The sequence below is a fragment of the Pradoshia sp. D12 genome (genome assembly GCF_008935075.1).
GTDB lineage: Bacteria > Bacillota > Bacilli > Bacillales > Pradoshiaceae > Pradoshia.
In genome coordinates, this window is sequence record NZ_CP044545.1 from 2,126,531 (window position 1) to 2,152,130 (window position 25,600).

Sequence of the window (25,600 nt, forward strand, 5' to 3'; positions counted from 1 at the left end):
CTCCCATCAACCTTGAGTATCATACTAGTAAGACTTAGGCAAACCTAAGACATGCTCCGCTACATAAGAAAGAATCATATTGGTTGAAATTGGTGCCACTTGATAAAGGCGTGTTTCTCTGAATTTCCTTTCTACATCATATTCAGCCGCAAAACCAAATCCTCCAAACGTTTGCAGTGCTGTGTTAGCAGCATCCCAAGACGCATCAGCGGCAAGCAATTTTGACATATTCGCCTCAGCCCCACATTTTATACCTAGATCAAATAGCCTTGATGCCTCCTTACGCATTAAGTCCGCTGCCTCTATTTGGATATGTGCCTTCGCCAACGGGAATTGAATTCCTTGATTTTCCCCAATTTGCCGATCAAAAACGACTCTTTCGTTTGCATATTGAGTTGCTTTCTCTATAAACCATCGTCCATCCCCTATACATTCGGCCGCAATTAATATTCGTTCTGCATTCATACCATCTAAAATATAGGAAAAACCTTTTCCTTCTTCACCAATCAAATTTTCGGCTGGTACCTTTAAATTTTCGATAAATAATTCAGTGGTAGAATGGTTCATCATCGTCTGAATGGGACGGATGGTAATACCATTGTTTATTGCTTCCTTCAAATCAACAAGCAGGACAGATAAACCTTCCGTTTTTTTCTTAATTTGACTGACCGGTGTAGTCCTCACAAGCAGCATCATTAAATCAGAATGCTCTGTTCTTGAAATAAATACTTTCTGGCCATTCACGATATAATGATTTCCTCTTCTTTCTGCAAAAGTCTGTAATTTAGTAGTATCGGTACCTGTCGTTGGTTCTGTCACTCCAAAAGCCTGCAATCGTAATGAACCGTCAGCAATACGAGGTAAATAGTTTGACTTTTGTCGCTGGTTTCCATGCCGGGCTAACGTCCCCATTATGTACATTTGAGCGTGACAAGCACCAGCATTGCCTCCACTTCGATTAATTTCTTCAAGAATAATAGAAGCCTCCGCAATCCCTAATCCGGATCCACCAAACTCCTCTGGAATCAAAGCTGAAAGAAAACCATTTCTTGTTATTTCAGTTACAAACTCTTCAGGGTATGCATTTCTCATGTCTAACTCTCTCCAATAAGAGCCGGAGAATCGTTGACATACTTTACGCACACTGTGACGTAACTCTTTATTAAATTGGACTGTTTCTTCCAGGGGAACAGATTTCACTAACCTCACCTCCAATCATCTATTGTTTACTTAACACCTCTAACCAAGATAAAAATTTAGAATAAGTGCTCCTATTTATATAATTTATTAATCTTTGGTTAAAGAGAGCCTCCCGGAAGCATATTTGAATAATGGCCGGCTCTCCTGATTTTACTTACCGATAAACTTAGGGGATCGTTTCTCGACGAATGCTCTCACTCCCTCAAGTCGATCCGAGGTTGATAAACATCGGTTATAGTACTCTTGTTCTACAATTTTTGCTTCATTATTCTTTAATACAACCAAGGAATCTGTTGCTGCTTTTGCTTGCTGGACAGCTATAGGGGCATTTCGGGCAATACCCCCAGCAAATTCGAGTGCTGATTCATATAATTCAGCGGAACTGGTCATCCTGTTCAATAATCCATCCATGTCCGCTTCCAATGCCGACATAATCCGTCCTGTACATATCCATTCCTTTGCACGGTGAACCGGTATTCGCTTTGACAGCAATCTCGTCCCGCCACAACCAGGCATAATTCCACGTGTCACTTCAGGCAATCCAAACTGCGCTGTATCTGCTGCAAATAAAAAATCACAATTCAAAACGAGTTCAAAACCTCCAGCCAATGCATACCCATCCACTACCGCGATAACCGGTTGCTTAAGAGATGCTATAGCAGTGAACATTTCCCGAAATAGCTGGTGCTGATTTTTCCACTCTTCCTCATTCAGCTCATTGCGCTCCTTCAAATCTGCTCCCGTACAAAAAGCTTTCTTATTGGACGATGTGATTAAAACCGCTCTTGCTTCACTTTCAGAAATGATTTGAGTCACAGCAAGAATTTCTTTAGCCATCTCTGTATCAAAGGCATTAAGCGCTTTGGGTCTATTTAATCGTATTTCGGCTATTTGCCCCTCCACACCGACCCGTTTCCATTCAACATAGTTCATACAGATGATTCCCCCAGACTTCTTCCCAATAGCAAACACGTAAATGCTTATTGATGAGTAAATACCGGACAGCGTTTTTCAAGGAATGCAGTGACTCCCTCTTTCATATCCTCCGTTGTAAAGATTTCCTGGAACAGGTTTGATTCCAATTCGAGCCCATCCTGTAAATGGCCGTCTGTTCCCTCATTGACTGCCTGCTTGATTCTTCTTAAAGCCTGAAGAGAATGCCTGCTGATTTTTCGGGCCAGTTTTCGGGCAGCTTCAATCTCTTCTTCTTCTGTAGCAATTTGATTAATGATCCCGAGCTTCAGCGCTTCTTCAGCCGTTATCGAATCACCGGTAAACATCAGCTCTTTTGCTTTAGCTGAACCAATTAAACGGGGCAGCCTTTGCGTTCCCCCTCCACCTGGAAATAGGCCGAGCTTCACTTCAGGCAAGCCAAGTTGGGCCGTCTCCTTGGCAATACGCAGATCACATACAAGTGCAAGTTCAAACCCACCGCCCAGTGTTATTCCATTTAAATAGGCAATAGTAGGCTTCGGAAAATCGGATATCAATTGAAAAACCTCATTTTTCTTACTGGGCTGTACTTTGGCTTCGGTGCTTTGGTTAATCATGTTGGGGAACTCCTTAATATCTGCTCCCGCCATAAATGCCCGGTCTCCTTCCCCTGTTAAAATAACCGTGACCACTGAATTGTCATCTCTCAGTTCAGTAAAGGCATCACAAAGCTCACTTGCCAGTAGTTCACTCAGAACATTCATCGGTGGATTATTAATAACGACCGTTGCGACATTATTCTCTTTTTCAACACGCAGCAATGAATACATAGCACTACCTCCTCTTAATCTATTATTTTGGCTGCATACGAATTGCCCCATCCAGGCGAATTGTTTCTCCATTCAGCATTGGATTTTCAATAATACTTTTGACGAGCATGGCATATTCTGAGGGATATCCGAGCCTTGGCGGGAATGGTACCATCGCACCGAGAGCCATCCTGGCCTGCTCTGGTAATCCCCCAAACAAAGGTGTGTCAATCAAACCCGGAGCAATCGTCATAACACGAACTCCGCTTCTCGCTAAATCTCTTGCCAACGGCAAGGTCATGCCAACAATTCCACCCTTTGAAGCACTATAGGCTGCTTGGCCAATTTGTCCATCAAAAGCTGCTACTGAAGCTGTATTAATGACAACACCTCTTTCCCCTTCTTCATTAGGTTCATTCTTAATCATTTGTTCTGCAGCCAGACGAATTACATTAAATGTCCCAACCAAATTGACCTCAATCACTTTTTTAAATCTGCCAAGATCATGAACTTTATCCTTAGAGACGACTTTTTCACCTACTCCAATTCCTGCACAATTGACGACCGTATTGATTTTCCCAAACGTTTCAACACTTTTCTCAATGGCAGTCCGAATCTCATCCTCACTGGTTACATCCGCTTTCACAAAGATCACATTTTCATGACCGAGTGATTCGGCTAATGCCAACCCTTTATCTTCCGAGCGATCGATAATCGTTACTTTCCCGCCATTTTCCACAATATTCTTGACTGTAGCCTCTCCCAGACCCGAAGCTCCACCTGTTACAACAGCAATTATATTTTGCATCTTCATACAACCAACCTCCATTTTTTAGTTTTCAATCATACCTGTTTGATTGTTCTATTCAATTCGTTTGATAATCGTTGCATTGGCCATACCGGCACCCTCGCAAATAGCCTGTAATCCATATCGTCCACCCGTTCTTTCAAGTTCATGCATTAAAGTAACCATGACCCTTGCCCCACTTGCACCAAGAGGATGACCGAGTGCAATCGCTCCTCCGTTTACATTTAACTTATTCATGCTTGCTTCAAGTTCTTCCTTCCAACAGAGCGGAACTGGTGCAAAGGCTTCATTGACTTCATACAAATCCATATCCTGTATCGTCAGTCCTGCTCTATCAAGTGCCATTCTCGTCGCCTCTATCGGTCCAGTTAACATCAGGGTTGGATCGGATCCTACAATCGTTCGGGCAATTATCGAAAATCTTGGTTTTAAGCCTAATTCCAACGCCTTCTCCTTAGACATGATTAACAGGGCTGCAGCTCCGTCACTCATTTGACTGGCATTCCCAGCGTGTATCACACCATTTTCTCTAAAAACTGTAGGCAAAGTGGCCAGCTTTTCAAGAGACGTTCCCCGACGTGGGCCTTCATCCTGTGTAACTAAAGTCTTTGCTCCCAAATCATCCAATACTTCCACTGGCACGATTTCACGATCAAAGCGCCCCTCATTTTGGGCTTGAATAGCTCTCTGATGACTCAATAGAGAAAATTCATCAAGTTGATTGCGGCTAAAGCCCCATTTCTCAGCAATTCTTTCTGCTGATAGTCCTTGATTGATTAATTCATAACGGGAAGACAGCTGTTCACTAGGCTGTGAATGCTTTCTTGTTGAACCCATCGGCACTCGTGACATACTCTCCACTCCACCCGCTATAACGATATCCATATCTCCACTCAAAATGGCTTGTGCGGCAAAATGAACCGCTTGTTGACTGGAACCGCATTGTCGATCAATCGTCGTGCCAGGTACTTTAATGGAGAAATCAGCCATCAAGGCAGCTGAACGTGCAATATTTAACCCTTGTTCTTCCACTTGGGATACACACCCAATAATGACATCCTCAATCAAATCAGAAGAAACACCTGCCCTGTTTACTACTTCTTTTAAAACGTTTGCGAGCAAATCATCCGGGCGGATGGAGCTCAATACTCCATTACGCTTTCCTACCGGTGTTCTGACTGCTTCAACAATTACGGCCTCCCTCATATAACTCTCCCCCTTATAATCCAATTTTTTTAGCGATTATTTGCTTCATAATTTCATTTGTACCTGCATATATCGAGGTGACCGCTATATCCCGATATCTTCTCGCAATCGCATATTCTTCCATAAAACCGTAACCACCGTGCAATTGCATACATTGGCTGACCAATCTCTTTGCCATATCGGTTATCCACCATTTAGCCATGCTCACCTCGGTGACAATATCCTGACCCTCCATATGCCTCACGATTAAACCGTCGATAAATGTACGGCCTATCTCCACCTCAGTCGCCATTTCAGCAATCTTAAATTGTGTATTTTGAAATTCACTGATTGATTTACCAAAGGCAGTCCGCTGTTTGACATAATCAATCGTGATTTTTAACGATTCCTCGGCTGCTGCTAAGGCCTGAATCGCACACATTAACCGCTCCTGCTGAAGTTTGGCCATCAAATAATAGAAGCCTTTATTTTCTTGTCCTAATAAATTACTAACCGGTACTCTTGCATCCTCGAAAATTAACTCAGTCGTTTCACCCGCAAGCTGACCGATTTTATTCAGCTTTTTACCACGTATAAATCCAGGTGTTTCTTTTTCGACTACAATGAGACTGATTCCTTTATGTCCCGCTTCTGGATTTGTTTTACAGGCTACGATGGTTAAGTCGGACCTGAGCCCATTTGATATAAACGTTTTTTGCCCATTAATAATATAGTGATCCCCATCTCTAACAGCTCTTGTCTGCAAATTCCCTAAATCTGATCCCGTTCCCGGCTCAGTCATTGCAATAGCCGTTGAATATTCACCCGTAATGCACTTTGGAATCCATTTTTGTTTTTGTTCTTCTGTACCGAATTCATATAAATATGGAACAACAATATCATTATGTAAAACACATCCTCCAATTCCGCTTCCGACTCTTTCAAACTCCTCAGCAAGAATGACTGAATAGGCAAAATCTGCATTAAACCCACCATATTTTTCATCTGCCCACGGTACAAGAAACCCTTGGTCTCCCAACTTTTTCCACAAATCTCCAGGTGTGCTTTTCTCCTTCTCCCAATCAAGATAGTAAGGAATCACTTCCTTATCTAGAAATTTCCGAACTGATTCACGAAAAATACGATGCTCTTCCTTTAAATAACCGGTCATATTTGTACTCCCTTTCTATTCATAGTCTTATATCTGTACACCCTATATACATGCAATTATCATGCCAACTTGTTAAATGGGTATTCCGCCAGATTGTGAGATTGGTTGTATGAAATCTGTACACCTTCCCATTCATTAGTGTCTCGTTTCGTCCATTGTCGCTTGCTGTAGCAGGTTGGTTTAAACGGCGCCTAGCAAAATACGCTAATTATCAATCTATAAAGAAAAAACTGCCGGTATTCATACACAGCAGTTTACTAGCGTTTATTTTTGATAGGTTCGATTATGCTGGCCAAGCTTTGGATAGGTACCGATTATTTCATTTGAAAATGCTCCTGATTGAAATCCAGTCACCATATATCGATATGAATCTTTCTCGTGAATTAGATTTCTGTCCTTCATATAGATATGTTCGCTTAGCTCATCGGCTTCAAGGACAGGCGCCATGCAGCAATCCACTTCCATAGAGAAATGAATCCATTCCTCGAATGTTTTACTTGCAAACAATTGAACTATTTCCTGATAAACTTCATTTTGCTTAGTCGGCTTAGAAAATTGAGCATTTATCCATACATCCTGTCTTGTTGCCGCGCAAAAATTTCTCCAAAACTTTGTCTCCAACGCACATAACGTCATATACCTGTGATCTTTGGTTTCATAAATCCCATAACAAATCACATTACCATTTAAAGTAGGGATTCCGTTTTTTCTGCCTGTTGCTGATTCAATAAACACATGGTAATTCATTAATGCAGCAGTCGTGTCCAATAAAGCAATATCTAAATAGCTTCCACTGCCTGATCGTTCTCTTTGAAAGAGGGCACCTAGTATAGCTTCGGTTGCTGAAGTTCCACCGATCAAATCAGCAAATGTAAGTGACGGTTGAATGGGTCTGCCATTCCCATCCTTTAACTGAGCTAATACACCGCTAAGAGCCATGTAATTCAAATCATGGCTGCCTAGTTGGTGCATGGTTCCTTTTTGACCATAGCCGGATAAGGAGCAATAAATAAGCGATGGATGCAGGACTTTTATATCTTCGTATCCAAGCCCTAAGCGAGCCATTACACCAGGACGGTAGCTTTCAATTAAAATGTCTGAATTACGGATCAACTCAATCGCCAATTCTTTGTCCGCTTCGTTTTTCAAATCCAGGGCCAAGCTATTTTTATTTCGGTTCATACACCGGAAAAGATAATTTTCTTTTTGATCATCCTCCAATGGCATACGCGCATGATCTCCAGTTGGAGGCTCTATTTTAATGACTTCTGCTCCTAAATCTGCCAGCCGCAGGGTTGCATAGGGTCCGGGCAAGTTTTGGGTGAAATCAACTACTTTAATTCCCTTAAGCATGTACGCTTCCTCCTTAAATTCACCTAATTCATATCCTGTTAAAATATAGAATTTATCCCATCCATAAAGAATGTCTGATTTTCAAACACCTTCATTTCTGCTGTTTTAAGTGGGAAGATTCAGGCAGTAACCAATCATACTTCTTTAGCTTGTCATACAATACAGATCGGCTGATTCCAAGCAGTAGACAGGCCTTACTTTTATTCCCTCCTGACATTTCCAATGCTTTTTGTATGGCCATCTGCTCCGCTTTCTCTAATAAAGGCTGTGTTTCATCTTCCTCCTCTTCATTCAAGAAAAAATCATAGCCAACTTTCTGCAGAATATATTCTGGAATGTCCTCTAGGCCGACTTTGCCATCCTCTGCAAAAATCATGGCTCTCTCCCAAACATTCCGCAATTCCCGGATATTTCCGGGCCAGTCATACTCCAATATTGCTTTCTCGAACAATGGGTTCCACCCTGTAATACTTGTCCCGTTTTGTTTATTAAATTCTTTAATAAAAGCTTCGCTTAGGAGGAGAATATCCTTTTTTCTCCGCCTTAACGGAGGAATCTCGAAGGATATGACATTCAAGCGGTAAAATAATTCCTCCCTAAATTCCCCTTCAGCAACCATTTTTTCCAAGGGACGATTGGTAGCGGCAATGATTCGGACATTTACACTGATCCGTTCTGTTCCGCCTACTCTGTAAAACTCTCTTTCTTGCAGGACACGAAGCAGCTTGGCCTGAATGGGTAAGGACATATCCCCAATCTCATCGAGAAAAAGTGTGCCACCATTAGCCATATCAAATTTGCCGATCTTCCCTTTATGTTTAGCGCCTGTAAAAGCGCCTTCTTCATATCCAAAAAACTCTGACTCCAATAAATGCTCTGGTATAGCTGCGCAGTTCACCGTAATAAACGGACCCTTTCCAAATGGACTGGCACTATGGATGGCATGGGCAAACAACTCTTTACCTGTTCCGCTTTCCCCAAAAATTAATACCGTGGTCTTTACCTTGGCTGCTTTCATCCCACTCCTCATAAGCTTATCCATTTGCTTATCGTGTGACAGGATTTGATCAAAAGTAAATCTTGATTTCTCAAGCTTGGTAGGATTCAGATTCTTCCTATCATTTATCTCTGCACTTTTGAATAACTCACGGACTTCGTGCAGTTGGCGATAAACGATTTTACCAATGGCACCGATAATTTGCTCATCCTGATAAACGGGTATACGGTGAACGATATAGTCTATTCCTTTAACCTGCATAAACTCACTTACTTCCGCTACACCCGTTTTCATCACATGCGGCAAATGAAGATGTGGTAAAACCGATTCGATTTCCCTCATATCCAATTGCTGATCATAAAGATCAAACAGCTCAATTAACGAGGGGCTGATAAAAGTAACTTCTTCGTTTTCATTAATCATGACGAGGCCATCATAAGCATTATGGATAACTGATTGCAAAAGTGTTTTCCATTTCTTTTGAAATTTTAATTCTCTTGTTAAATTCTCTAATTCAGATACATTTTGAAAAAGTGTGATATACCCCTGTTTACCATTTTCTAAATCATACTTCGACAGACGTACCATATAATGTTCGGATTGAAAAACCATTGGAAAATGAGCTTCCATTTTCTCGGAAAAGTGATCTAATTGAGGGATATAAATCTCGAGGTTCTCATTGATGAGTGATGAATAAGGGATTCCAATCATCTCAGTGATTTTTTCATTCACAAAGATAATTTGATTTTTTCCATCTGTCATAATGGCTCCCAAATTGGATGTTTGTAAAACTTTTTCAAGCTGTTCTTTTAATAATTTCGTTTCTCTCACGTAATTCATAACCGCATTTGTTTTTGTAAAAATACCTACAGGTGCACCCTGTTTGTTCACAACAATCCCCGTGCCAACCCTGCTTTTTGATATTAACTTTTCCAATAGTTCAGCATTCACATCCTCCAAAACCGTTCCTACATCTTTTTTGATATACTCACTGATTGTCGTATCTTTTGAAACATCAGTCAGAATCATTTGGTACAATGAACTTCTTGTAAATACGCCAATCAGTTTACCTGAACTGTTTGTCACCGGGATTGTATTCCACTTTTGCTTGTACATGATAGATAGCGCTTCCATCAATGTGTTCGTTGGTGATAAACAATGTTCGAGCGGACTCATAATTTCTTTAACGGGCTTTATAGTTTTCTCCCCCTTTTAGATTCTATATACGTTTTCCACAAATACGTGTAAAACTCCTCTAAATATAGGAAGGGAATAAAAATCGGCAAAATCCTTCTCGTTTAAGAATCAGGATTTTGCCCCACTGAAATCATTTATTATTTAATAGTATTTTTATCGTAATCTTTTAAAACAGTTTTTAGCATTTTTCCTGTTCCTGATTTCGGTAGTTGGTCAATAAAACAAATATAATCAGGAACCTTATACTCTGCCAGTCTCTCTTTACAATAGGAAACTACCTCTTCTTCCTGTAACTCTGGTTTTTTCTTTGCTACATAGGCCACCGTTTTTTCGCCAAAGACCGGATCAGGCCTGCCAATAACGGAACACTCCAAAATATCAGGGTGCGTGTACAATACTTCCTCTAACTCACGCGGGTAAATATTAAAGCCACCTCTGATGATCATGTCCTTCTTCCGGTCCACAATAAAATGGTATCCATCTTCATCATAATAGGCCAAATCACCAGTATATAACCATCCATCTTTAATCGTGTTAATCGTATCATCTTCCTTCTTATAGTAGCCCTTCATCATGTTCGGTCCTCTGAAAATAATCTCCCCTACCGCGTGAGACTCTACTTCCTCACCTTCCGGGTCAACAATTTTCAAATCGACGCCAGGAATAGGCACTCCAACAGAATTCAATTTTTTAGCCATATCTCGAGGTGTGGTCATTAGCATAACTGTACTTTCTGTCAGACCATATCCTTCTGATATTTCTACACCAAGTGATTGATTGGTCTTATGGAGGATCTCAGCAGGCAAACTCGCACCACCACAACCAGCTGTCCGAAGATGAGAAAAGTCTAAATCTGAAATGGCTGGATTTTGAAGAAAGAAAGCATACATAGTTGGGACGCCCAAGAATATCGAGATTTGATAGTTTGATATCTTTTCAAGTGTATCAACAGGATGAAAACGTTCCTCTAAATAAATCGTACTTCCGTGGGCAATCGGCGCTAGGAATCCTTGTAATTTGGCATAAGCATGAAAAAGAGGCAATACACAAAGGACCCTGTCTTTTGGCGTTAATTGATTAATGACGGCTGCCGTAATTGTCATCCAATTCAAGTTGGCATGTGTAATCATGGCTCCCTTTGGATTACCGGTTGTCCCGGATGTATAAATGATTTGCGCGACATCCTCCGCATGAACAGGGGCCACCTTGCTGATAGGAGATAGAGACTGCAATTCCTGCCAGTCAGTAAATGGATGATTTTCCTCTTCTCCAAAATAATAGATTTCTTTCATCTGTTTAAAGTCATTCATAGAGTTTTGAATGACAGCGGATGCAGCAACTTCCGTAATTAAATATTCCGATTCCGAATCATTAATAATATAGGTTGTTTCTTTTTCTTTAAAGGTAGGGTTAATGGGTACGACTGTTGCACCAGTTGCTAATATAGCAAAATACGTAATGATATATTCCGGTCGATTGGTCATCATCAACGCTACTTTTGTCTCCTGAGTAATGCCTTTATTTTTTAACCCGGCTGCAACACTGAAAATTTGATCTCTCAGCTCTAGATAAGTCATCACTTGTTCCCGGTAATGAATAGCGGACTGATTGGGCAAACGCGACACAGTGGACGTAAGCAGTTCAACAATATTCAAAAAATAACTACCTCCTTAAAAACTGGAATCTATATATCAACCTATTAAACAATCACCTTAGCCCATAAAACCTCTCGGCAAACCTGCTCAATGACTTCATTCGGTATACGATATGTCTGACCGGATGGATCATTTTGAATAGCTGATATAAGCTCCGGTATCTCTGCAGAGTTTATGTTAAATTCCGAAAAATCATCCGGTAAGTTTACAGCTCTACGAAGAGCGACAATTTCATCAATACATTGCTGCAAACACTCTTCCTCAGTATTAGCAATATCCTTAATACCAAGTGCCTGAGCAAATTCTTTAATCTTAGGTATATAAAGTGGAGCTAGGTTTTTCATAACACTCGGCATTAAAACTGCATTAGCCAGACCATGTGGAATTCCATACTTTGCACCCAGGGCATGGGCCATATTATGGATAGGCATTTCGGCAAAAGCTAAGACAAAACTTGTTATAGCCATAGCGCTCGCCTGGAGCATATTGGCGCGCGCTGCAATATTGTTCCCTTCATGTACAGCTGTTTCCAAATTGGCTCGAATTAGTTTAGCAGAATGGAGTGCAAATGCATCTCCCATAGTATTTGAGTTATTGGAAAAATACCCTTCCACAGCATGAGTCAAGGCATCCAATCCAGTAAAAGCAGTAACTTTAGCCGGTAAGCCGACGGTTAACTCAGGATCAAGAATCGCGATATCTGAATTGATAAATGGATGGAGCAAATTACACTTCACTCCTAATTGTTCATTATAAACAACCGAAATACCCGATATTTCGGCGCCTGTTCCAGCTGTTGTCGCAATCGAAATATGAGGTATGCCCATATGCTGAGCCTCTGGCCAAACTTCTATGACATTTCCATTCAAGGCATGTTCAATTTTGTCCACTTTTTTATGAAGACACCATTTGATTGTTTTCGCCGTGTCCATGACCGAACCACCACCGATGGCAATAATAGAGTCTCCATTACATTGTTTAAAATAGTGCAGACCATTATTAATATTGGAAGATTTAGCATCCTGAGTAACATCGTCAAATACTCCCGCCAGCTGTATGCCAGGCACCATTTCAAATAAACGCTGTATTTTTTTCGTCAGTCCAGCCTGGGTTAACCCTTTATCGGAAAATAAAACCGGACGTTTACCACCCAATGACTGAATTAAGTCTGGAATAAGTATATGCGACCCTGCTCCATTCTTAATGATTGATCGATGGATAAATTCATAATACGAAGTAACCTTCATCTTATCTCCCCATTCCTATTAGTTTTAAAAGAATGCTAGAATATCAGCCCTAAAGCTGCCCGTTGTTCATTTTCATTTGTAAGTGCGGTTATGATACTTTTCAGCTCTGTATACTCATTGAAAACCTGACTTCCCAATTCACGTCCAAGCCCGCTTTGTTTATAACCGCCGAATGGGGCATCATTTCTGAATGCGTGCCATTCATTAATCCAAATTGTCCCTGCCCTAAGCTGCGTGGCAATTTCGTTTGCTTTTACGACATCACGTGACCATACTCCTGCTGTTAATCCATAAATCGTATCATTTGCGATTTCAATAGCTTCTTCCACTGTTGAATACTTCATCACACACAGAACTGGTCCAAAGATTTCTTCCCGGGCTATTTTCATATCATTTGTGACATCTGCAAAAATAGTAGGCTCAATAAAATATCCTTGATCAAGTCCCGGTCCTTCTGCTTTTTTACCACCACAAACAAGACGTGCTCCTTCTTCTAAACCGGAGTCTATATAGCCCAAAATTTTATTCATTTGTATTTCTGAAATAACCGGACCCATACCTGTATTTGGATCAAGCGGATGACCCAGTTTAATTTTTGCACTCATTGCAACTAACTGTTCAACGACAGTATCATACATGGATTCATGAACAAGGACACGCGTACTTGCTTCACAAACTTGACCAGCGTGGAAAAATACGCCAAGCAAAATACCTGGTATGGCCACTTCTAAATCAGCATCTGGAAGTACAATTGCAGGTGCCTTCCCGCCAAGCTCGAGCGTAACTTTTTTCACACCTGAAGAGGCTAACTCCATGATTTTCTTTCCTGTTTCAGTTGAACCTGTGAACGCAATCTTCTCCACATCCAGATGTGTCACAAGCGCCTCTCCTACCTCTGAACCTGATCCGGTAATGACATTGAAAACTCCTTTAGGAAGACCTGCTTCGACAGCAATCTCTGCTAATTTCAATGTGCCAAGCGGAGTATCTGATGCTGGCTTAACGATAATGGAATTCCCCATGGCAATTGCAGGTGCAACCTTCCACATTGCCAATACAAGAGGAAAATTAAACGGTGTAATAGCTGCTACGACCCCTAATGGTTCCCGAACTAACTGGGCTCTGTTTGCTCCGAACATTTGCTTTACAGGCAATGCCTCCACAAACTCATATTCAAGAGACATGCTGGCTGTTTGCTGGAGAGAGAGGATAAGCTGCATAATATCTGCCCCGCCAATTTTACGCAGGGTGGCTCCCGTACTGATTCCCTCCAAATAGATTAACTCCTGTGCATAATCCTTGATTTTACCGGCAAAACGCATCATAATTTGCGCTCTCTCTGCTTGTGTTTTCCTTGACCATATACCTGATTCAAAAACTTCTTTTGCATTTAGGACAGCTTTATTCACGTCATCTTTTGTACCTTTAGGGACTTTAGCAATTACTTCGGATGTAGCTGGATTTATGACATCGAACATTTCTCCCGTAGAGCCTGGTGTCCATTCTCCACCAATAAATTGTGCAAATTCCTGAACCTTCACGTCTGTACTCATCCTATATCCTCCCTTTTCTACCTATTTTCTTACTCAAAAATAACTTCAGTTTCATGAATTTCTTCCAGCGTTTTCTCCTGGGCACGTGATAGTACCTCAATCCGAGCACTCAATTGTTTTAGCGCATATTCCATTGCTTTTCCTTCCTCGATACCGAGACTTGTCACTTTTTCCCCATCTTCCCTGGTTGTCAGCTCATAGGCAATTGGAAGCAACTCCTGGAGTCTTACTTGGACACGATCAAATAACTCGGGCTTTTCATGAATCAAGCGCTGAATAAGGAATGTGCCAAATCCAATATGGCGTCCTTCGTCCCTCTTTACATTCCGGATTCCTTCAATAAATCCAGGGAACAAATTCGCTTTTGATAAAGCTTCATAGAAGAACCAATATCCCGTTTCCGCCAATACACCTTCAGCAAAGATATTGTATGTGACCGCAGCATCCAGCATTGCTTCAGGTGACTGATCTACGAGTAATCTATTCATTGTCTTAGGGAGGACATCGTCAAATAATTTCCTGTGCCCGGATGTCAGGAGATGGCTGAGATCCTCAGTCACGCCTATTTCTTCTAAAAATAAACTAAAGAACTCCGCATGCTTAGCTTCTTCAAATAAGAATGTAGATAGGTAAGATTCCTCTTCAAACCATCCTTTTTTGGATACAGCCATAATCATCGGCAGGATATCCTCCGAGACAGCTTCCTCCCCGCCAATAAACTGTGCAAATTGAATCAGAACTTCCTGCTGTTGGTCAGGACTTAGCTTTTTCCAATCCTCTTTATCCTGGCTAAAGTCAATATCAACCGGATTCCATATCCCATGTCTTTTTGCCTTTTGGTATAGCCTATATGGGAGTGAATCCTTTTTAATCATTTGTTTGGTAGTTACATATTCACGCATTCGTATCCCTCCTTTAAGAATAATTAGTTTTATTTTCATGGATACTTTTCGTATGTATTCCCTCCTCCCACCAATAATAAAGCGCTTACATTATGTTGCATCCACTTGGAACAGCCTTCACTTAACTAATTGCAAGTTCCGTGCCAACACACCATCCATGTGAGAATCAGAAAAATAGTATGGCTTTTATGTAGAAATGATTGATTTCCAAACAACCTTTTTTCCTTGCTGTTTGAATATCAATCATAGGCTTTTTGACCTGCAGACGGAACTTCTTTACTTAAACTGTAACTTAAAACCTATACATAATATGTTGTAATTTGTAAGCTAACTAAAAAAAGATAGAATAAATCTATCATCAATTTCCACACTTCTATTCATAGGATTTAATTTTGAAACTATTATTCTTTGGAAACAGTGATACATTACTTCTTTTATTAAGACTTGTTAATTTAGAAAAAACGATTTCCCATTTAAAATCAATCCATATACATAGCTTAAAAGGTACTTTAAGTAAATAATAAAGCGTGGATTAATAGTAATAGAGCGGATTTAATTAATTATTGAGCCGAACTTCAACATAATTGAGCCAAACCACTTTGTAATGATCAAATTAGTGAGAGTATGTGTGAAAAGAAGCCAAATAAGCGCAGATTTTCATTTTTGAGATACTTCTATATTTAAGCCACTATAACGATTATTATTCTACCGTGCCTATTAGTATAGATAATTACCCGATAGACACATATAGTTGATCCTTTTTTCTCCCTTATAAATTAAAATTTAACTAGCAAAGTCGCATAAATAAAGGCAGTGATTAGCCACTAAATATGCCTCTCACTGCCTCATGCTCAAATGACTGACCTTATCTACTTTTCTGTCTCTAAATATCCCTTTCTAAGGACTGTCTTAACAATTTTCCCAGCTGCGTTTCTTGGCAATGAATCTACGAAATGTACCAGCTTAGGCTTTTTATAGGATGCCAAATGATTCTGGCAAAAGAGAATGACTTCTTCCTCTGTCATTGTTTCACCAGACTTCAGAACGATATATGCTTGAACCACTTCTCCCCATTTTTCATCAACTGCACCGACCACAGCACTTTCAACCACTTTGGCATGCCTATTTAAGACTTGTTCGATTTCGGCTGGATAGATATTCTCTCCTCCACTAATAATCATATCTTTTTTACGGTCAACGACATAAATAAACCCTTCATCATCCATCCGAACTAAATCCCCGCTATGAAACCATCCTCCATGGAATGCCTCTCTTGTTGCCTCTGGATTTTTATAATATTCTTTCATAACGGTTGGTCCACGGTAGACAATTTCACCTACATCCCCGAGCGGAACATCATTCATATGGTCATCAACAACCCGGACTTCTACGTTGACCACCGGCTTACCAACGGATGAATTTTTCCTAATAGAGTCCTCTGGCTGAAGACAGGTGGTAACTGGGCTCATTTCTGTTTGTCCAAAAGGATCGCGCAGTTTCCCATTTGGAAAATATTTTGTTATCTTCTCTTTCAATAATAGAGAACAGGGTGCACTCCCAGCGGCACACCTTTCTAATGATGTTAGATCATAGTCTTCAATCGAAGGGAATTCTACAAGCATATGCCACATGGTCGGTGCTAAAAAGATAAAATTAATTCGCTCTTTCTCGATGGTTTGAAGTACTGCTTCGGGGTTGAATTGTGAATGAATCACGGTAGTTCCATTAATGGGGTATAAAAGAGTTGATAGAGCAGCAATGTGAAATAAGGGAGCAACTAATAATTGCTTAAAATTCGAGCTAAGTCCTGCTGTGACGACTTGGTTCATCCCATTCATGCACATATTTTGATGAGTTAAAACTGCTCCTTTTGGACGCCCAGTTGTACCTGAAGTATAAATAATAAGCGCACCATCATCACCCGATAATGAATTGCATGGGCGATACGTTGAGGAGCGGTCATATATTGTCTCATATGGTATATGGGAAGAGGAAGAATCTCCATTCACGATAACTATACTGTCTACAAGCTGAATTTGTGATCGTATCGACTCAATCACAGGTAAAAAAACGTGATCAACAAATAATATTTTACACTCAGATTGCCCTATGATATATGCTAGCTCATCTTTTGTGAGGCGAAAATTTATTGGAACTCCCAATGCTCCCACCAATGAGGTGGCAAAGAAAACATCAATAAAAGGAAGTCCATTCAAGAGCATAAATCCAACCTTATCCTGATATCCTATTCCATTTTCCTGCAACCAACCCGCTAAGTGGGTTGCTCTTTTCTCTGCCTCACGATAGGTCCGTCTCTCACTGCCAAATATGTATGCCTCTCTCTCATGAGCTGTGTGTGCTGACCTGCGTAGATACTCTCCGATCAACAATGATCTGGATAAATCCAAATTAGATGTCGTCACATAAATCCCTCCATATTTAAACTTTAATTTATTTGAACAAAATCACTTAAATGGTTCAATATGAAATCATCCTCTATGGGGAATTGGCAAGCATCCATTGTATTTTGCCATCACTTACAATAATGCAATTATGATGCCAACCTGTATTTTGGCAATCACACGCTAATGTTCAATTATTCATGTCTTCAAATCACACACATCAATGATTACAGGTGTTTGATAGTCTAACACATTTATCCCCGTCGATTTTGATATCCATGAAAATGGAATCTGATGGAAATATACAAATTTCTCTTCTTCTTTCTTGTCCATTGTGTAAAACGACGTGGATTAATAGAATCTAAATCCGAGCGCCATAATAAGCTTTTATTACTGTTCCTGTGAGAATGCTTGCTCTTGCTCTTTTTCTTTTAAAACATAATTACCCATAAAAAACAGCACCTGCCCATATTGGGTAAGTGCTGCTTAATTTCTATTACATATACAAATAAACAGCGTATTGATCCTGAGTCATTCATACAGCCCTGTCAGCCTCTCCGGACTGCTTTTAGAGGTATTTTTAATTACTAACCGAATAAATGTAAATGACCCATATCAAATTTGAAAAACGAATCCGAACAATAAAGAGCTCTTAAATAGAACTCACTGCGGAGGATTGATAATGATAGAATCGGGCAGATAAATACTGAATTCCGTCCATTCTGGATTGGATGTGCATAATAAGTCTCCATTATAACTATCAATAATTTTTTTGCATACATACAGGCCAATACCCGTACCTAATTCCTTCGTAGTGAAAAATGGCTCAAAGATCGACTCAATAATATCATTTGCAATCATTGGCCCATTATTGGACAAACTTATCACTAATTGATTGTTCTTAATTGTGGATTTTACTTTAATCACACGCTGAGGCGGCTGATTTTTCAAGGCATCAATTGAGTTAACAAACAGATTAAGGGCAACCTGCTTCAATCCATTTCTGCTTGCCTTTATAATTAAATCTTCCGGAACATCGATTTCAACCTTAACATTGGTGTCGATAATGTTCGCATAGCTTAATTGTTTAATCTCTTCAATCAGATCTCTGATTGATATATCCATGATAATCTCTTCATTGAATTCAGCCTTTGATGTGTGCAAAAATTGGCTAATGCGAAAATTTAATTGATTAAGCTCATATTCCATGATATCCAAGTATTTCATATCCGGAAATTCTTTTCTCAAAATCTTATTAAAGCCCATTACAGCAGTAAGCGGATTACGGAATTCATGCACAAAGCTTGATGATATTTGGCCGAGCAGTGCTAATTTATCCTTATGGTTTTCATTGATGAACGTAGTCTTCTGATCAATGACTTGATTTTTTAAGTGTATACAGGTCGAAACCATTTCATAGCTGAATGTGTCAAATTGTCTATTGATATTATTAACTGTACTTTGTAGTACATAAGACGGTATATCCATCTTCAGCACAAAATTCACAAATATTCTGCGCCCCTGATTGATATTATATAAGACATCTCCTATATTAATATCATCCATTCGCTCAACGGCTGTGCTTGCCGCCATTTCCTTAATTTGGCTTTCAGATATTTTCCCGTTTATCGTGTCAATCAATTGCATAAACATAATCTTACGCGGTTGTTTCAAAGATTCTAGATAATCCTCTTTATTCGGCGCCTTAATCGAATCTAAATACTCCTGAAATAAACTCGCCTCTTCTTTAATCAATAAATCCTCAATCAGCTGTTGATATTCACTTTGCTTTAATAAAATTGGCTCCATTCCATTAGACCACCATTTCACTTAGCTTTACATGTATGTTCTATATTCGACAAATACACCTGATATCCTTTACTAACTTTAAAACATCTCCAGATTGAGAATATTGTAATATTCATGTAAAATGATTACTTTCGTGTAATTCCATTTTTTCGCTTAAAATATACTTTTCTTTGCTTTATCGTCTATGTAAAGAGGTAAAAAATAAGGTCAGATGTTTAATGATAATCAAAAAACAACTCGAGTAACGAAACATACTCAATTCTGTCCATCTAAAAAGGACTATATATAGGAAGCAATGTCCTTATATAGTCCTCAATTAATTGGCTGATATAGTTAATGTGATTTCTTTAGTTTTAGATCTGCCTATTCACCTTTGCGAAATTCTGTTTTTAATAATATTATAAACAAGTACTAACGCAGCCACTATTAAGAAAACATGGATAATTGCTCCGCCAATTTTAAATATAAGACCTAATAACCATATAGCCAATAAGATTCCAACTAATGTCCAAAGCATTTGAATCATCTCTCTTCCAATAAGGGTTTCATTTACCTATTTTTACCCATTTGAAAAGATTTAAAACAAAAGCGATTATTAATAACAATTTATTACCGTACCAATCAGCGTTTGGTTGAACCAAATCCACCGGTTCTGCTTGCATGTAGTACTTGATCCTCATCTGCTAATAGATACTGTTTAAAAATACCCTGTGCAATCCTGTCCCCTTTTTTTACAAGAACCGGAGCTTCTCCGCGATTAGTAATGGAAATACCAATATTCCCATCATTTTCAGGGTTTCCATAGTAGGAAGAATCAATAATGCCTGTCCCATTTGATAGAACTAGCCCATATTTCACTCCCAAACTACTTCTGATATGTATCTCCAATAATTCATTTTGCTGCATATAGGCTTTGACGTTAGTCCAAAACAGATGCTTTCCTCCAACATTCAATGTAATGGTTTCGTTTGAAAAAAAATCATATCCTGCTGATCCGGCATCTCCGCGCATTGGGAGCTTGACTTCATCCTCCGTCATTTGAACCTTGATATACGCAGAATTAACAACTTCGAATCCTCTTACTTTTTGCTCTTTCATATAAATCTCCTTTTATGTAACAATATCCTTGTAACTATTAATAATTTTAAACTGACTCCACATTTCAGGAAACAAAGATTGATATTTATCGGTTAAAAATCGATCATCTATTAAAGTAAGCGTACCTGTATCCTGATCACTGCGAATTAATCGACCTGCAGCCTGCAATACTTTGTTCATCCCCGGATAAACATACGCGTAATCAAATCCATTTTTACTTTTTGAGTGATAATAGTCGCGAATTAAGTTTCTTTCTTCATTTAATTGAGGCAATCCAACTCCAATTATGATAACCCCACTCAATCTATTGCCAACCAGGTCGATTCCTTCAGAAAAGATTCCGCCTAATACTGTAAAGCCAATTACAGGAATATCTAGGTTCTCTTCAAAGGCTGACAGAAAATCTTCTCTTTCCTGCTCACTCATTCCTTGATTTTGTATCAGAATTTTAGAAGGTTCCTCAAATTCCTCCAGTTCGTCCATAACCATTCTTAAAAATTGGTAGGACGGGAAAAACACTAAAAAATTACCTCTGTTTTTTGTAATTGCATGAATGGTTCTGGCAATTTGAACACTAGATACCGAGCGATCATGGAATCTTGTAGAAAGCGGCTGTATTGCTATATCCAACTGATCTGGGGAAAATGGTGAACCGATTTGAATCCGATAATCCCCATCACCACTTCCTAATGCATCCATGTAATAGCCAATTGGCGTCAATGTAGGCGAGAAGAATAGAGTGGAAGCAAATCCCTTCGTCATCTTTTGCAAATTTAAAGCAGGATCCAAACAAAACAGCTTTAAGTATACATTATTGCTTCCCTTTATTACATGCGTCGTATAATGCTCATTATAATACTTAGCTATCCGTAGGAAATTCTGTGATTGAAAAAAGGTTTCTAATAAATCAATTTCATTTGACGTATGATTTTCTCCATACCTGGTTAATTGAGCACCGGCATGAAGTACGAAATCTTCCAGTGCATCCAGCAACTCGTCCGGCTTTTCCGAATAAGCAGCTGATTTCCTTTCGCCCAATTTCTTCCTTTGCTGAATCAATAATGCATTAATTACTTTAGCTGCATTTGATAGCTCTGGATTCAATTGGCCGTACGCCCTTTTTATATCTAGAAATGCTTTCTTTTCCAACTCTGCAGAAAACATTTCCCGGCCGCGTTCCACCAGATTATGCGCTTCATCAACCAGAATTACAGTTCGTTTCTTTTGCTCATCAGATAGTCGTTTCAAGAATACTCGTGGATCAAAAATATAATTATAATCGCAAATCACAATGTCTGCCAGGTATGCTAATTCAATCGAATATTCAAAAGGACATACTCGGTGGCGCTGAGCGTATTCCAGAATTGTTTCTCTATCCATTAACCATTCATTTTCTAAAATATCCAAAACAGCAGCATTAATTCGGTCATAATGCCCCTCCCCATATATACATTGGCCAGAGGTGCAATCAGGACACATTTTATCCTTAGCTGTAAGGGTAACAGTTTTCACTTTTAAACCTTTGCCAATTAAGATGTTTAGTGTATCCTCAGCCACTTGCCTCGTAATTGTTTTGGCTGTTAAATAGAAAAATCGTTCAATCTTATGGTCTATTTCTCCCATCATTTTTATGGATGGAAATATAAAAGAAATGGTCTTTCCAATGCCAGTTGGCGCCAATGCGAATAATTTTTTTCGTTCAGAAATGGTTTTCCAGGCTGCTCCTATGAGCTTTCGCTGTCCCTTTCTAAAATTTCCGAACGGAAATTCAATTTTTGCTGCTGAATTGAGCTTTTCTCTCCGTATCTTTAATTGCAGGATTGCAAATGGTGTAAAGTTTTCGAGTACTTGAGTTAGAAATTGTTCTAATTCTTTAAATGTTAGGGTTTTGCGAAACGAGGCTGTTTGATTAGTCAATATTTGTACGTAAGTCAATTGTATATCAATATGTTTCAGACCTTCATTCAAACAGTATATATAGCCATAACACATTGCCTGAGCCCAGTGTACAGGGTATGTATTTTCATCAATCCCATCAAGAGCTCCAGAGGTTGATTTAATTTCCTCAATGACTGTTCCTTCTCGCCTATGTAAAATACCATCACATCTTCCTTCAATCTCATAAAGAATATCCCCGTATTCCATTATCAGATTAAGAGGTACCTCTTTTTCATCGTTCTCCTCATATTCTGCTTGTCTTCTTTGATGAATTCTTGTCCCCTCAATCATAGAACTGGCCGTGCGAAAACGTCCGTCCAAATCGCCGCCCCGATAAACATATTCAACTAACTGTCTAATGGATATATGATACTCACCTAACATGTACACTCACCCAACCTGCGTCATAGTACCATTATCATACCATATAGGGTACAGATGTTCTTACTTAAATGAAATTGAAAGAACATCATTCATATAAAGTAGGGACTATTGAAATCTCTTTGCTTCACCCTTAATAGTAACTAAAACAGGGTATTCTCAGATTTTGAGAATACCCTGTTTTGTTTGATTGCCTTGTCACATAATCACTTAATATGAATATTTCTAATTTCCGCTTTTATGAAGAATATATATACTCGGCTTTTTCTTAATTTTCTTCTGAAATATCCTGCAAAGCTTCACCGGCTTCGTCATTACCGGTATAGCTTACGGCCAAATCACCTAAGGATACAATTCCAACAAGTTTACCGTTTTCCAGGACAGGCAGACGCCTAATTTGATGTTGAGCCATTAGTGCAGCTGCTTCCTCCTCTGTTGTATCAGGGTTTGCAGTCACAACATTTTGATGCATCACATCTGTTACCCTAGTTGAACCTGGCCGTTTTTCAGCAATTCCGTCCACAACCAGATCGCGGTCCGTAATGATGCCAATCAATGTATTATCCTCACAGACAGGAATGATTCCTACATTATCTTCTTTCATTTTCAAAGCAACCTCATATACATTATCAAGCGGTGTAACATAGTCTACATTTGTGGTCATAATTTCTCTTAACATCGTCATGAGCTATACCTCACTTCCTTTTACCTCTATCTTCCCCTTTTTTACCTTTTTGACACATTTTTTTAATGGAAGAAGGAGGTTAATTAAAGTTTGGTTTCACTCATTAATTTATCAATATCTTTATATATCTGAACTTCTTCATTAATTCTGAGCATTTTATCGTCCAATTCTGCAATCATATCGGCAGACCCTTTTAATTCTTGGAGTAGATGCTCAGGTACATCCTTAGAGAATTTATAATAAATTTTATGTTCCAGGCTCGCCCAAAAGTCCATGGCAATGGTTCTAATTTGTATTTCCACCGGCATCCATTTTTTACAGTTCGAAAAAAACACTGGTATTTCCGTAATCAAATGAAGGCTCCTATACCCGTTTGACTTAGGGTTTTTAATATAATCTTTAATCTCAATAATATGTATATCATCCTGTTTTCCAAGGGCATCTACAATCGCATAAATATCCGTCGTAAACGAACAGGAAATACGAATCCCGGCTATATCACGGACATTCTGCTGTGCATTTTCAACCGTAATATCTAGGTTTTTTCGTTTTAATTTTTTCATAATACTCTGTGGACTTTTCATTCTCGATTTAATATGTTCGATTGGATTGTAATTGTGAATCAATTCAAACTCCTGATTTAATATTTCCAGTTTTGTATTCATTTCACTTAATGCAAACTTATAGCCAATTAAAAATTCTTTCCATTCATTTAATTCTTGTTCATAAGGCAAATTCACAGTTGGGATACCTCTTTTCTGTAGTGTTTACATACCCCTACATACGATTAAGACGAATAAATGGTTTCATTTTGATCTATTGAAAATACTGTTAAATTCACAAAATAAAAAACAAGACAAAAAAAACAGACCACATATTCAATGGTCTGTTTCTGTGAGAAAGCTGGACGGCTTAATCGTTCCGTCTAGGATTATTAATCGCTTGAAGCATTTTAATTCCTTCTGTCATCTCACTACCACATAATGGACACTTAGGTGTTGCTGTAGCTTTGAAATTGTCACGTACCCAACCGTTACAATCATCAGAAGTACATTCCCACACCTTCGTTTCTTCAGGGATTATTTCCTCAACATTTTTTCGATTATACATAACCGGCACACCTTTCTTTTAGAAGTTAATTATGTAGTAAAAGACTATCCATACCTGGGATAGCCTTTATTCGCATACTTCTTAAAGCTTAATTACGTTTTCAGCTTGAGGTCCGCGAGCGCCTTCTGTTACGTCGAACTGTACGCTTTGGCCTTCTTCTAGAGATTTGAAACCTTCGCCTTGAATAGCGGAGAAATGTACGAATACATCATTTTCGCCTTCAACTTCAATGAATCCGAAACCTTTTTCTGCATTAAACCATTTTACTTTACCGTTTTTCATTTTGTTACCTCCAAAAATGTGTGATAAATAAAGATTCACCTATTATAAAAAGTACCGCTCTGTAAAAAAGAGAACACTTTATAATAAGTGAATGTCTATTTACGGTCAATTTTATAAAGATAAACATTATACCTTATAATACGGCACATTTTCAGAAATGTCAATAATCTGCTGAACTTTCTAACCATATCATGCCTCTGTCAGCAGATATTATACCTATTTATTTTTGAGATTTATTCCACTCATATAATTGCCGGAAATAGTCTATTCGTTCTTCTCTCGTATAATGGGCATTTACCCCGCTTGTAGATGGAACAACAAAGATATAGCAGCCTTCCCAATCAGGTGTAGCAAAAAACAAGCCGTCCTGAAGACCTGGTTCTACTTTGCCTTTAAGACGGTTTGTTGCATAGCGGAAGGCAGTAATCCCAATGAAGCATAAACATTTAGGCTTGTATTGAGTGATTAAATTCCTTAGGTCAGCCGCACCCTCTATAAATTCATCTTTTTTCAAATCAGAAGAAGATCTTGTTGCCCTGCCGACAATATCAGTTATTCCGTAACCATAGTCCAAGAGCTTTGCCGTCTCCTCAGGTTTAAACTGATACGGCGTAATGCCACCCAAATACAAACCCTTCCAAAACAAATTCGCTGGATTCGCAAAATGATACCCTTTTAGAGCAGAAATTCTGCCAGGATTAATCCCACAAAATACAATATCCAATCCAGGCTTGATATAGGTTGGCAATGTTAAAGATTCAAAATCCTCCATTCATACCCTCCTCGCTCTATTTTGGATGATTATAACGCATTTAAGAATGATGATAAAGTAATCAACTTATGACTGTTCTTACATCTACTTCTTTGTTAAAAATAAAAAACACG

Annotated in this window: 22 protein-coding genes; all 22 read right to left on the reverse strand. The window is 39.0% G+C overall.

The genetic code is table 11. The features are described from left to right. Positions 1-24 precede the first annotated feature (24 nt). Positions 25-1,200 carry an acyl-CoA dehydrogenase family protein gene (locus F7984_RS10185; protein ID WP_066103500.1) on the reverse strand — a complete coding sequence of 392 codons (1,176 nt, stop codon included), beginning with the start codon at positions 1,198-1,200 and terminating at the stop codon, positions 25-27. A gap of 150 nt (positions 1,201-1,350) precedes the next feature. Further along, entirely contained in the window at positions 1,351-2,133 is a 783-nt protein-coding gene (locus F7984_RS10190) for an enoyl-CoA hydratase/isomerase family protein (protein WP_066103498.1), read from the reverse strand. A 47-nt stretch (positions 2,134-2,180) separates the two neighbouring features. Then, positions 2,181-2,963 carry an enoyl-CoA hydratase/isomerase family protein gene (locus tag F7984_RS10195; RefSeq protein WP_140461520.1) on the reverse strand — a complete coding sequence of 261 codons (783 nt, stop codon included), beginning with the start codon at positions 2,961-2,963 and terminating at the stop codon, positions 2,181-2,183. Positions 2,964-2,985: 22 nt separating this feature from the next. Continuing rightward, positions 2,986-3,756: a 3-hydroxyacyl-CoA dehydrogenase gene (locus F7984_RS10200; protein ID WP_066103494.1), complete on the reverse strand. Its 771-nt coding sequence runs from the start codon at positions 3,754-3,756 to the stop codon at positions 2,986-2,988. Between the two features lie 48 nt (positions 3,757-3,804). Then, positions 3,805-4,956 (reverse strand): thiolase family protein, encoded by a 1,152-nt coding sequence (locus F7984_RS10205; protein ID WP_140461521.1) that lies wholly within the window; start codon positions 4,954-4,956, stop codon positions 3,805-3,807. Between the two features lie 13 nt (positions 4,957-4,969). After that, positions 4,970-6,106: an acyl-CoA dehydrogenase family protein gene (locus F7984_RS10210; protein WP_066103491.1), complete on the reverse strand. Its 1,137-nt coding sequence runs from the start codon at positions 6,104-6,106 to the stop codon at positions 4,970-4,972. Positions 6,107-6,370: 264 nt separating this feature from the next. After that, the gene (locus F7984_RS10215; RefSeq protein ID WP_066103489.1) at positions 6,371-7,459 is read right to left on the reverse strand and encodes a CaiB/BaiF CoA transferase family protein; all 1,089 of its coding nucleotides are present in this window, start codon (positions 7,457-7,459) and stop codon (positions 6,371-6,373) included. A gap of 91 nt (positions 7,460-7,550) precedes the next feature. Beyond that, entirely contained in the window at positions 7,551-9,632 is a 2,082-nt protein-coding gene (locus F7984_RS10220; protein ID WP_225983573.1) for a sigma 54-interacting transcriptional regulator, read from the reverse strand. Between the two features lie 158 nt (positions 9,633-9,790). Continuing rightward, positions 9,791-11,308: a class I adenylate-forming enzyme family protein gene (locus F7984_RS10225; protein ID WP_140461523.1), complete on the reverse strand. Its 1,518-nt coding sequence runs from the start codon at positions 11,306-11,308 to the stop codon at positions 9,791-9,793. A 44-nt stretch (positions 11,309-11,352) separates the two neighbouring features. Continuing rightward, the gene (locus F7984_RS10230; RefSeq protein WP_140461524.1) at positions 11,353-12,555 is read right to left on the reverse strand and encodes an iron-containing alcohol dehydrogenase; all 1,203 of its coding nucleotides are present in this window, start codon (positions 12,553-12,555) and stop codon (positions 11,353-11,355) included. A gap of 35 nt (positions 12,556-12,590) precedes the next feature. Continuing rightward, positions 12,591-14,108 carry an aldehyde dehydrogenase family protein gene (locus F7984_RS10235; RefSeq protein ID WP_139891861.1) on the reverse strand — a complete coding sequence of 506 codons (1,518 nt, stop codon included), beginning with the start codon at positions 14,106-14,108 and terminating at the stop codon, positions 12,591-12,593. Between the two features lie 29 nt (positions 14,109-14,137). Beyond that, positions 14,138-15,010 (reverse strand): R2-like ligand-binding oxidase, encoded by an 873-nt coding sequence (locus tag F7984_RS10240; RefSeq protein ID WP_139891860.1) that lies wholly within the window; start codon positions 15,008-15,010, stop codon positions 14,138-14,140. An 869-nt stretch (positions 15,011-15,879) separates the two neighbouring features. Next, a complete protein-coding gene (locus F7984_RS10245; RefSeq protein ID WP_066103481.1) occupies positions 15,880-17,433 on the reverse strand; it encodes an acyl-CoA synthetase in 1,554 nt (517 codons plus the stop codon). Between the two features lie 642 nt (positions 17,434-18,075). Then, positions 18,076-19,221, reverse strand: coding sequence for a histidine kinase N-terminal domain-containing protein (locus tag F7984_RS10250; protein ID WP_066103480.1), 1,146 nt, complete (start codon positions 19,219-19,221; stop codon positions 18,076-18,078). Between the two features lie 367 nt (positions 19,222-19,588). Continuing rightward, positions 19,589-19,747, reverse strand: a complete 159-nt coding sequence (locus tag F7984_RS10255) for a lmo0937 family membrane protein (protein ID WP_318839183.1) — start codon at positions 19,745-19,747, stop codon at positions 19,589-19,591. Between the two features lie 95 nt (positions 19,748-19,842). Next, complete coding sequence (locus F7984_RS10260; RefSeq protein ID WP_066103479.1) at positions 19,843-20,319, reverse strand: dCTP deaminase/dUTPase family protein; 477 nt, start codon at positions 20,317-20,319, stop codon at positions 19,843-19,845. 12 nt (positions 20,320-20,331) lie between these two features. Beyond that, positions 20,332-22,641 (reverse strand): ATP-dependent DNA helicase, encoded by a 2,310-nt coding sequence (locus F7984_RS10265; protein WP_140461525.1) that lies wholly within the window; start codon positions 22,639-22,641, stop codon positions 20,332-20,334. 265 nt (positions 22,642-22,906) lie between these two features. Further along, positions 22,907-23,323, reverse strand: coding sequence for a CBS domain-containing protein (locus tag F7984_RS10270; RefSeq protein WP_066103476.1), 417 nt, complete (start codon positions 23,321-23,323; stop codon positions 22,907-22,909). 83 nt (positions 23,324-23,406) lie between these two features. Further along, the gene (locus tag F7984_RS10275) at positions 23,407-24,063 is read right to left on the reverse strand and encodes a GTP pyrophosphokinase (protein ID WP_225983575.1); all 657 of its coding nucleotides are present in this window, start codon (positions 24,061-24,063) and stop codon (positions 23,407-23,409) included. 172 nt (positions 24,064-24,235) lie between these two features. Further along, complete coding sequence (locus tag F7984_RS10280) at positions 24,236-24,433, reverse strand: cold-shock protein (RefSeq protein WP_066103474.1); 198 nt, start codon at positions 24,431-24,433, stop codon at positions 24,236-24,238. 81 nt (positions 24,434-24,514) lie between these two features. After that, entirely contained in the window at positions 24,515-24,715 is a 201-nt protein-coding gene (locus F7984_RS10285; RefSeq protein WP_066103471.1) for a cold-shock protein, read from the reverse strand. Positions 24,716-24,935: 220 nt separating this feature from the next. Continuing rightward, on the reverse strand, positions 24,936-25,487 hold the full coding sequence (locus tag F7984_RS10290) for a mismatch-specific DNA-glycosylase (RefSeq protein ID WP_066103469.1): 552 nt from the start codon (positions 25,485-25,487) through the stop codon (positions 24,936-24,938). Between the last annotated feature and the right edge of the window lie 113 nt (positions 25,488-25,600).

Coding starts and splice junctions, on each gene's coding strand:
- F7984_RS10190 (WP_066103498.1), bottom strand. CDS start 2,133: ATGAACTATGTTGAATGGAAACGGGTCGGTGTGGAGGGGCAAATAGCC.
- F7984_RS10195 (WP_140461520.1), bottom strand. CDS start 2,963: ATGTATTCATTGCTGCGTGTTGAAAAAGAGAATAATGTCGCAACGGTC.
- F7984_RS10200 (WP_066103494.1), bottom strand. CDS start 3,756: ATGAAGATGCAAAATATAATTGCTGTTGTAACAGGTGGAGCTTCGGGT.
- F7984_RS10205 (WP_140461521.1), bottom strand. CDS start 4,956: ATGAGGGAGGCCGTAATTGTTGAAGCAGTCAGAACACCGGTAGGAAAG.
- F7984_RS10210 (WP_066103491.1), bottom strand. CDS start 6,106: ATGACCGGTTATTTAAAGGAAGAGCATCGTATTTTTCGTGAATCAGTT.
- F7984_RS10215 (WP_066103489.1), bottom strand. CDS start 7,459: ATGCTTAAGGGAATTAAAGTAGTTGATTTCACCCAAAACTTGCCCGGA.
- F7984_RS10220 (WP_225983573.1), bottom strand. CDS start 9,632: ATGAGTCCGCTCGAACATTGTTTATCACCAACGAACACATTGATGGAA.
- F7984_RS10230 (WP_140461524.1), bottom strand. CDS start 12,555: ATGAAGGTTACTTCGTATTATGAATTTATCCATCGATCAATCATTAAG.
- F7984_RS10235 (WP_139891861.1), bottom strand. CDS start 14,108: ATGAGTACAGACGTGAAGGTTCAGGAATTTGCACAATTTATTGGTGGA.
- F7984_RS10240 (WP_139891860.1), bottom strand. CDS start 15,010: ATGCGTGAATATGTAACTACCAAACAAATGATTAAAAAGGATTCACTC.
- F7984_RS10250 (WP_066103480.1), bottom strand. CDS start 19,221: ATGGAGCCAATTTTATTAAAGCAAAGTGAATATCAACAGCTGATTGAG.
- F7984_RS10255 (WP_318839183.1), bottom strand. CDS start 19,747: ATGATTCAAATGCTTTGGACATTAGTTGGAATCTTATTGGCTATATGG.
- F7984_RS10260 (WP_066103479.1), bottom strand. CDS start 20,319: ATGAAAGAGCAAAAAGTAAGAGGATTCGAAGTTGTTAATTCTGCGTAT.
- F7984_RS10265 (WP_140461525.1), bottom strand. CDS start 22,641: ATGTTAGGTGAGTATCATATATCCATTAGACAGTTAGTTGAATATGTT.
- F7984_RS10270 (WP_066103476.1), bottom strand. CDS start 23,323: ATGACGATGTTAAGAGAAATTATGACCACAAATGTAGACTATGTTACA.
- F7984_RS10280 (WP_066103474.1), bottom strand. CDS start 24,433: ATGTATAATCGAAAAAATGTTGAGGAAATAATCCCTGAAGAAACGAAG.
- F7984_RS10285 (WP_066103471.1), bottom strand. CDS start 24,715: ATGAAAAACGGTAAAGTAAAATGGTTTAATGCAGAAAAAGGTTTCGGA.
- F7984_RS10290 (WP_066103469.1), bottom strand. CDS start 25,487: ATGGAGGATTTTGAATCTTTAACATTGCCAACCTATATCAAGCCTGGA.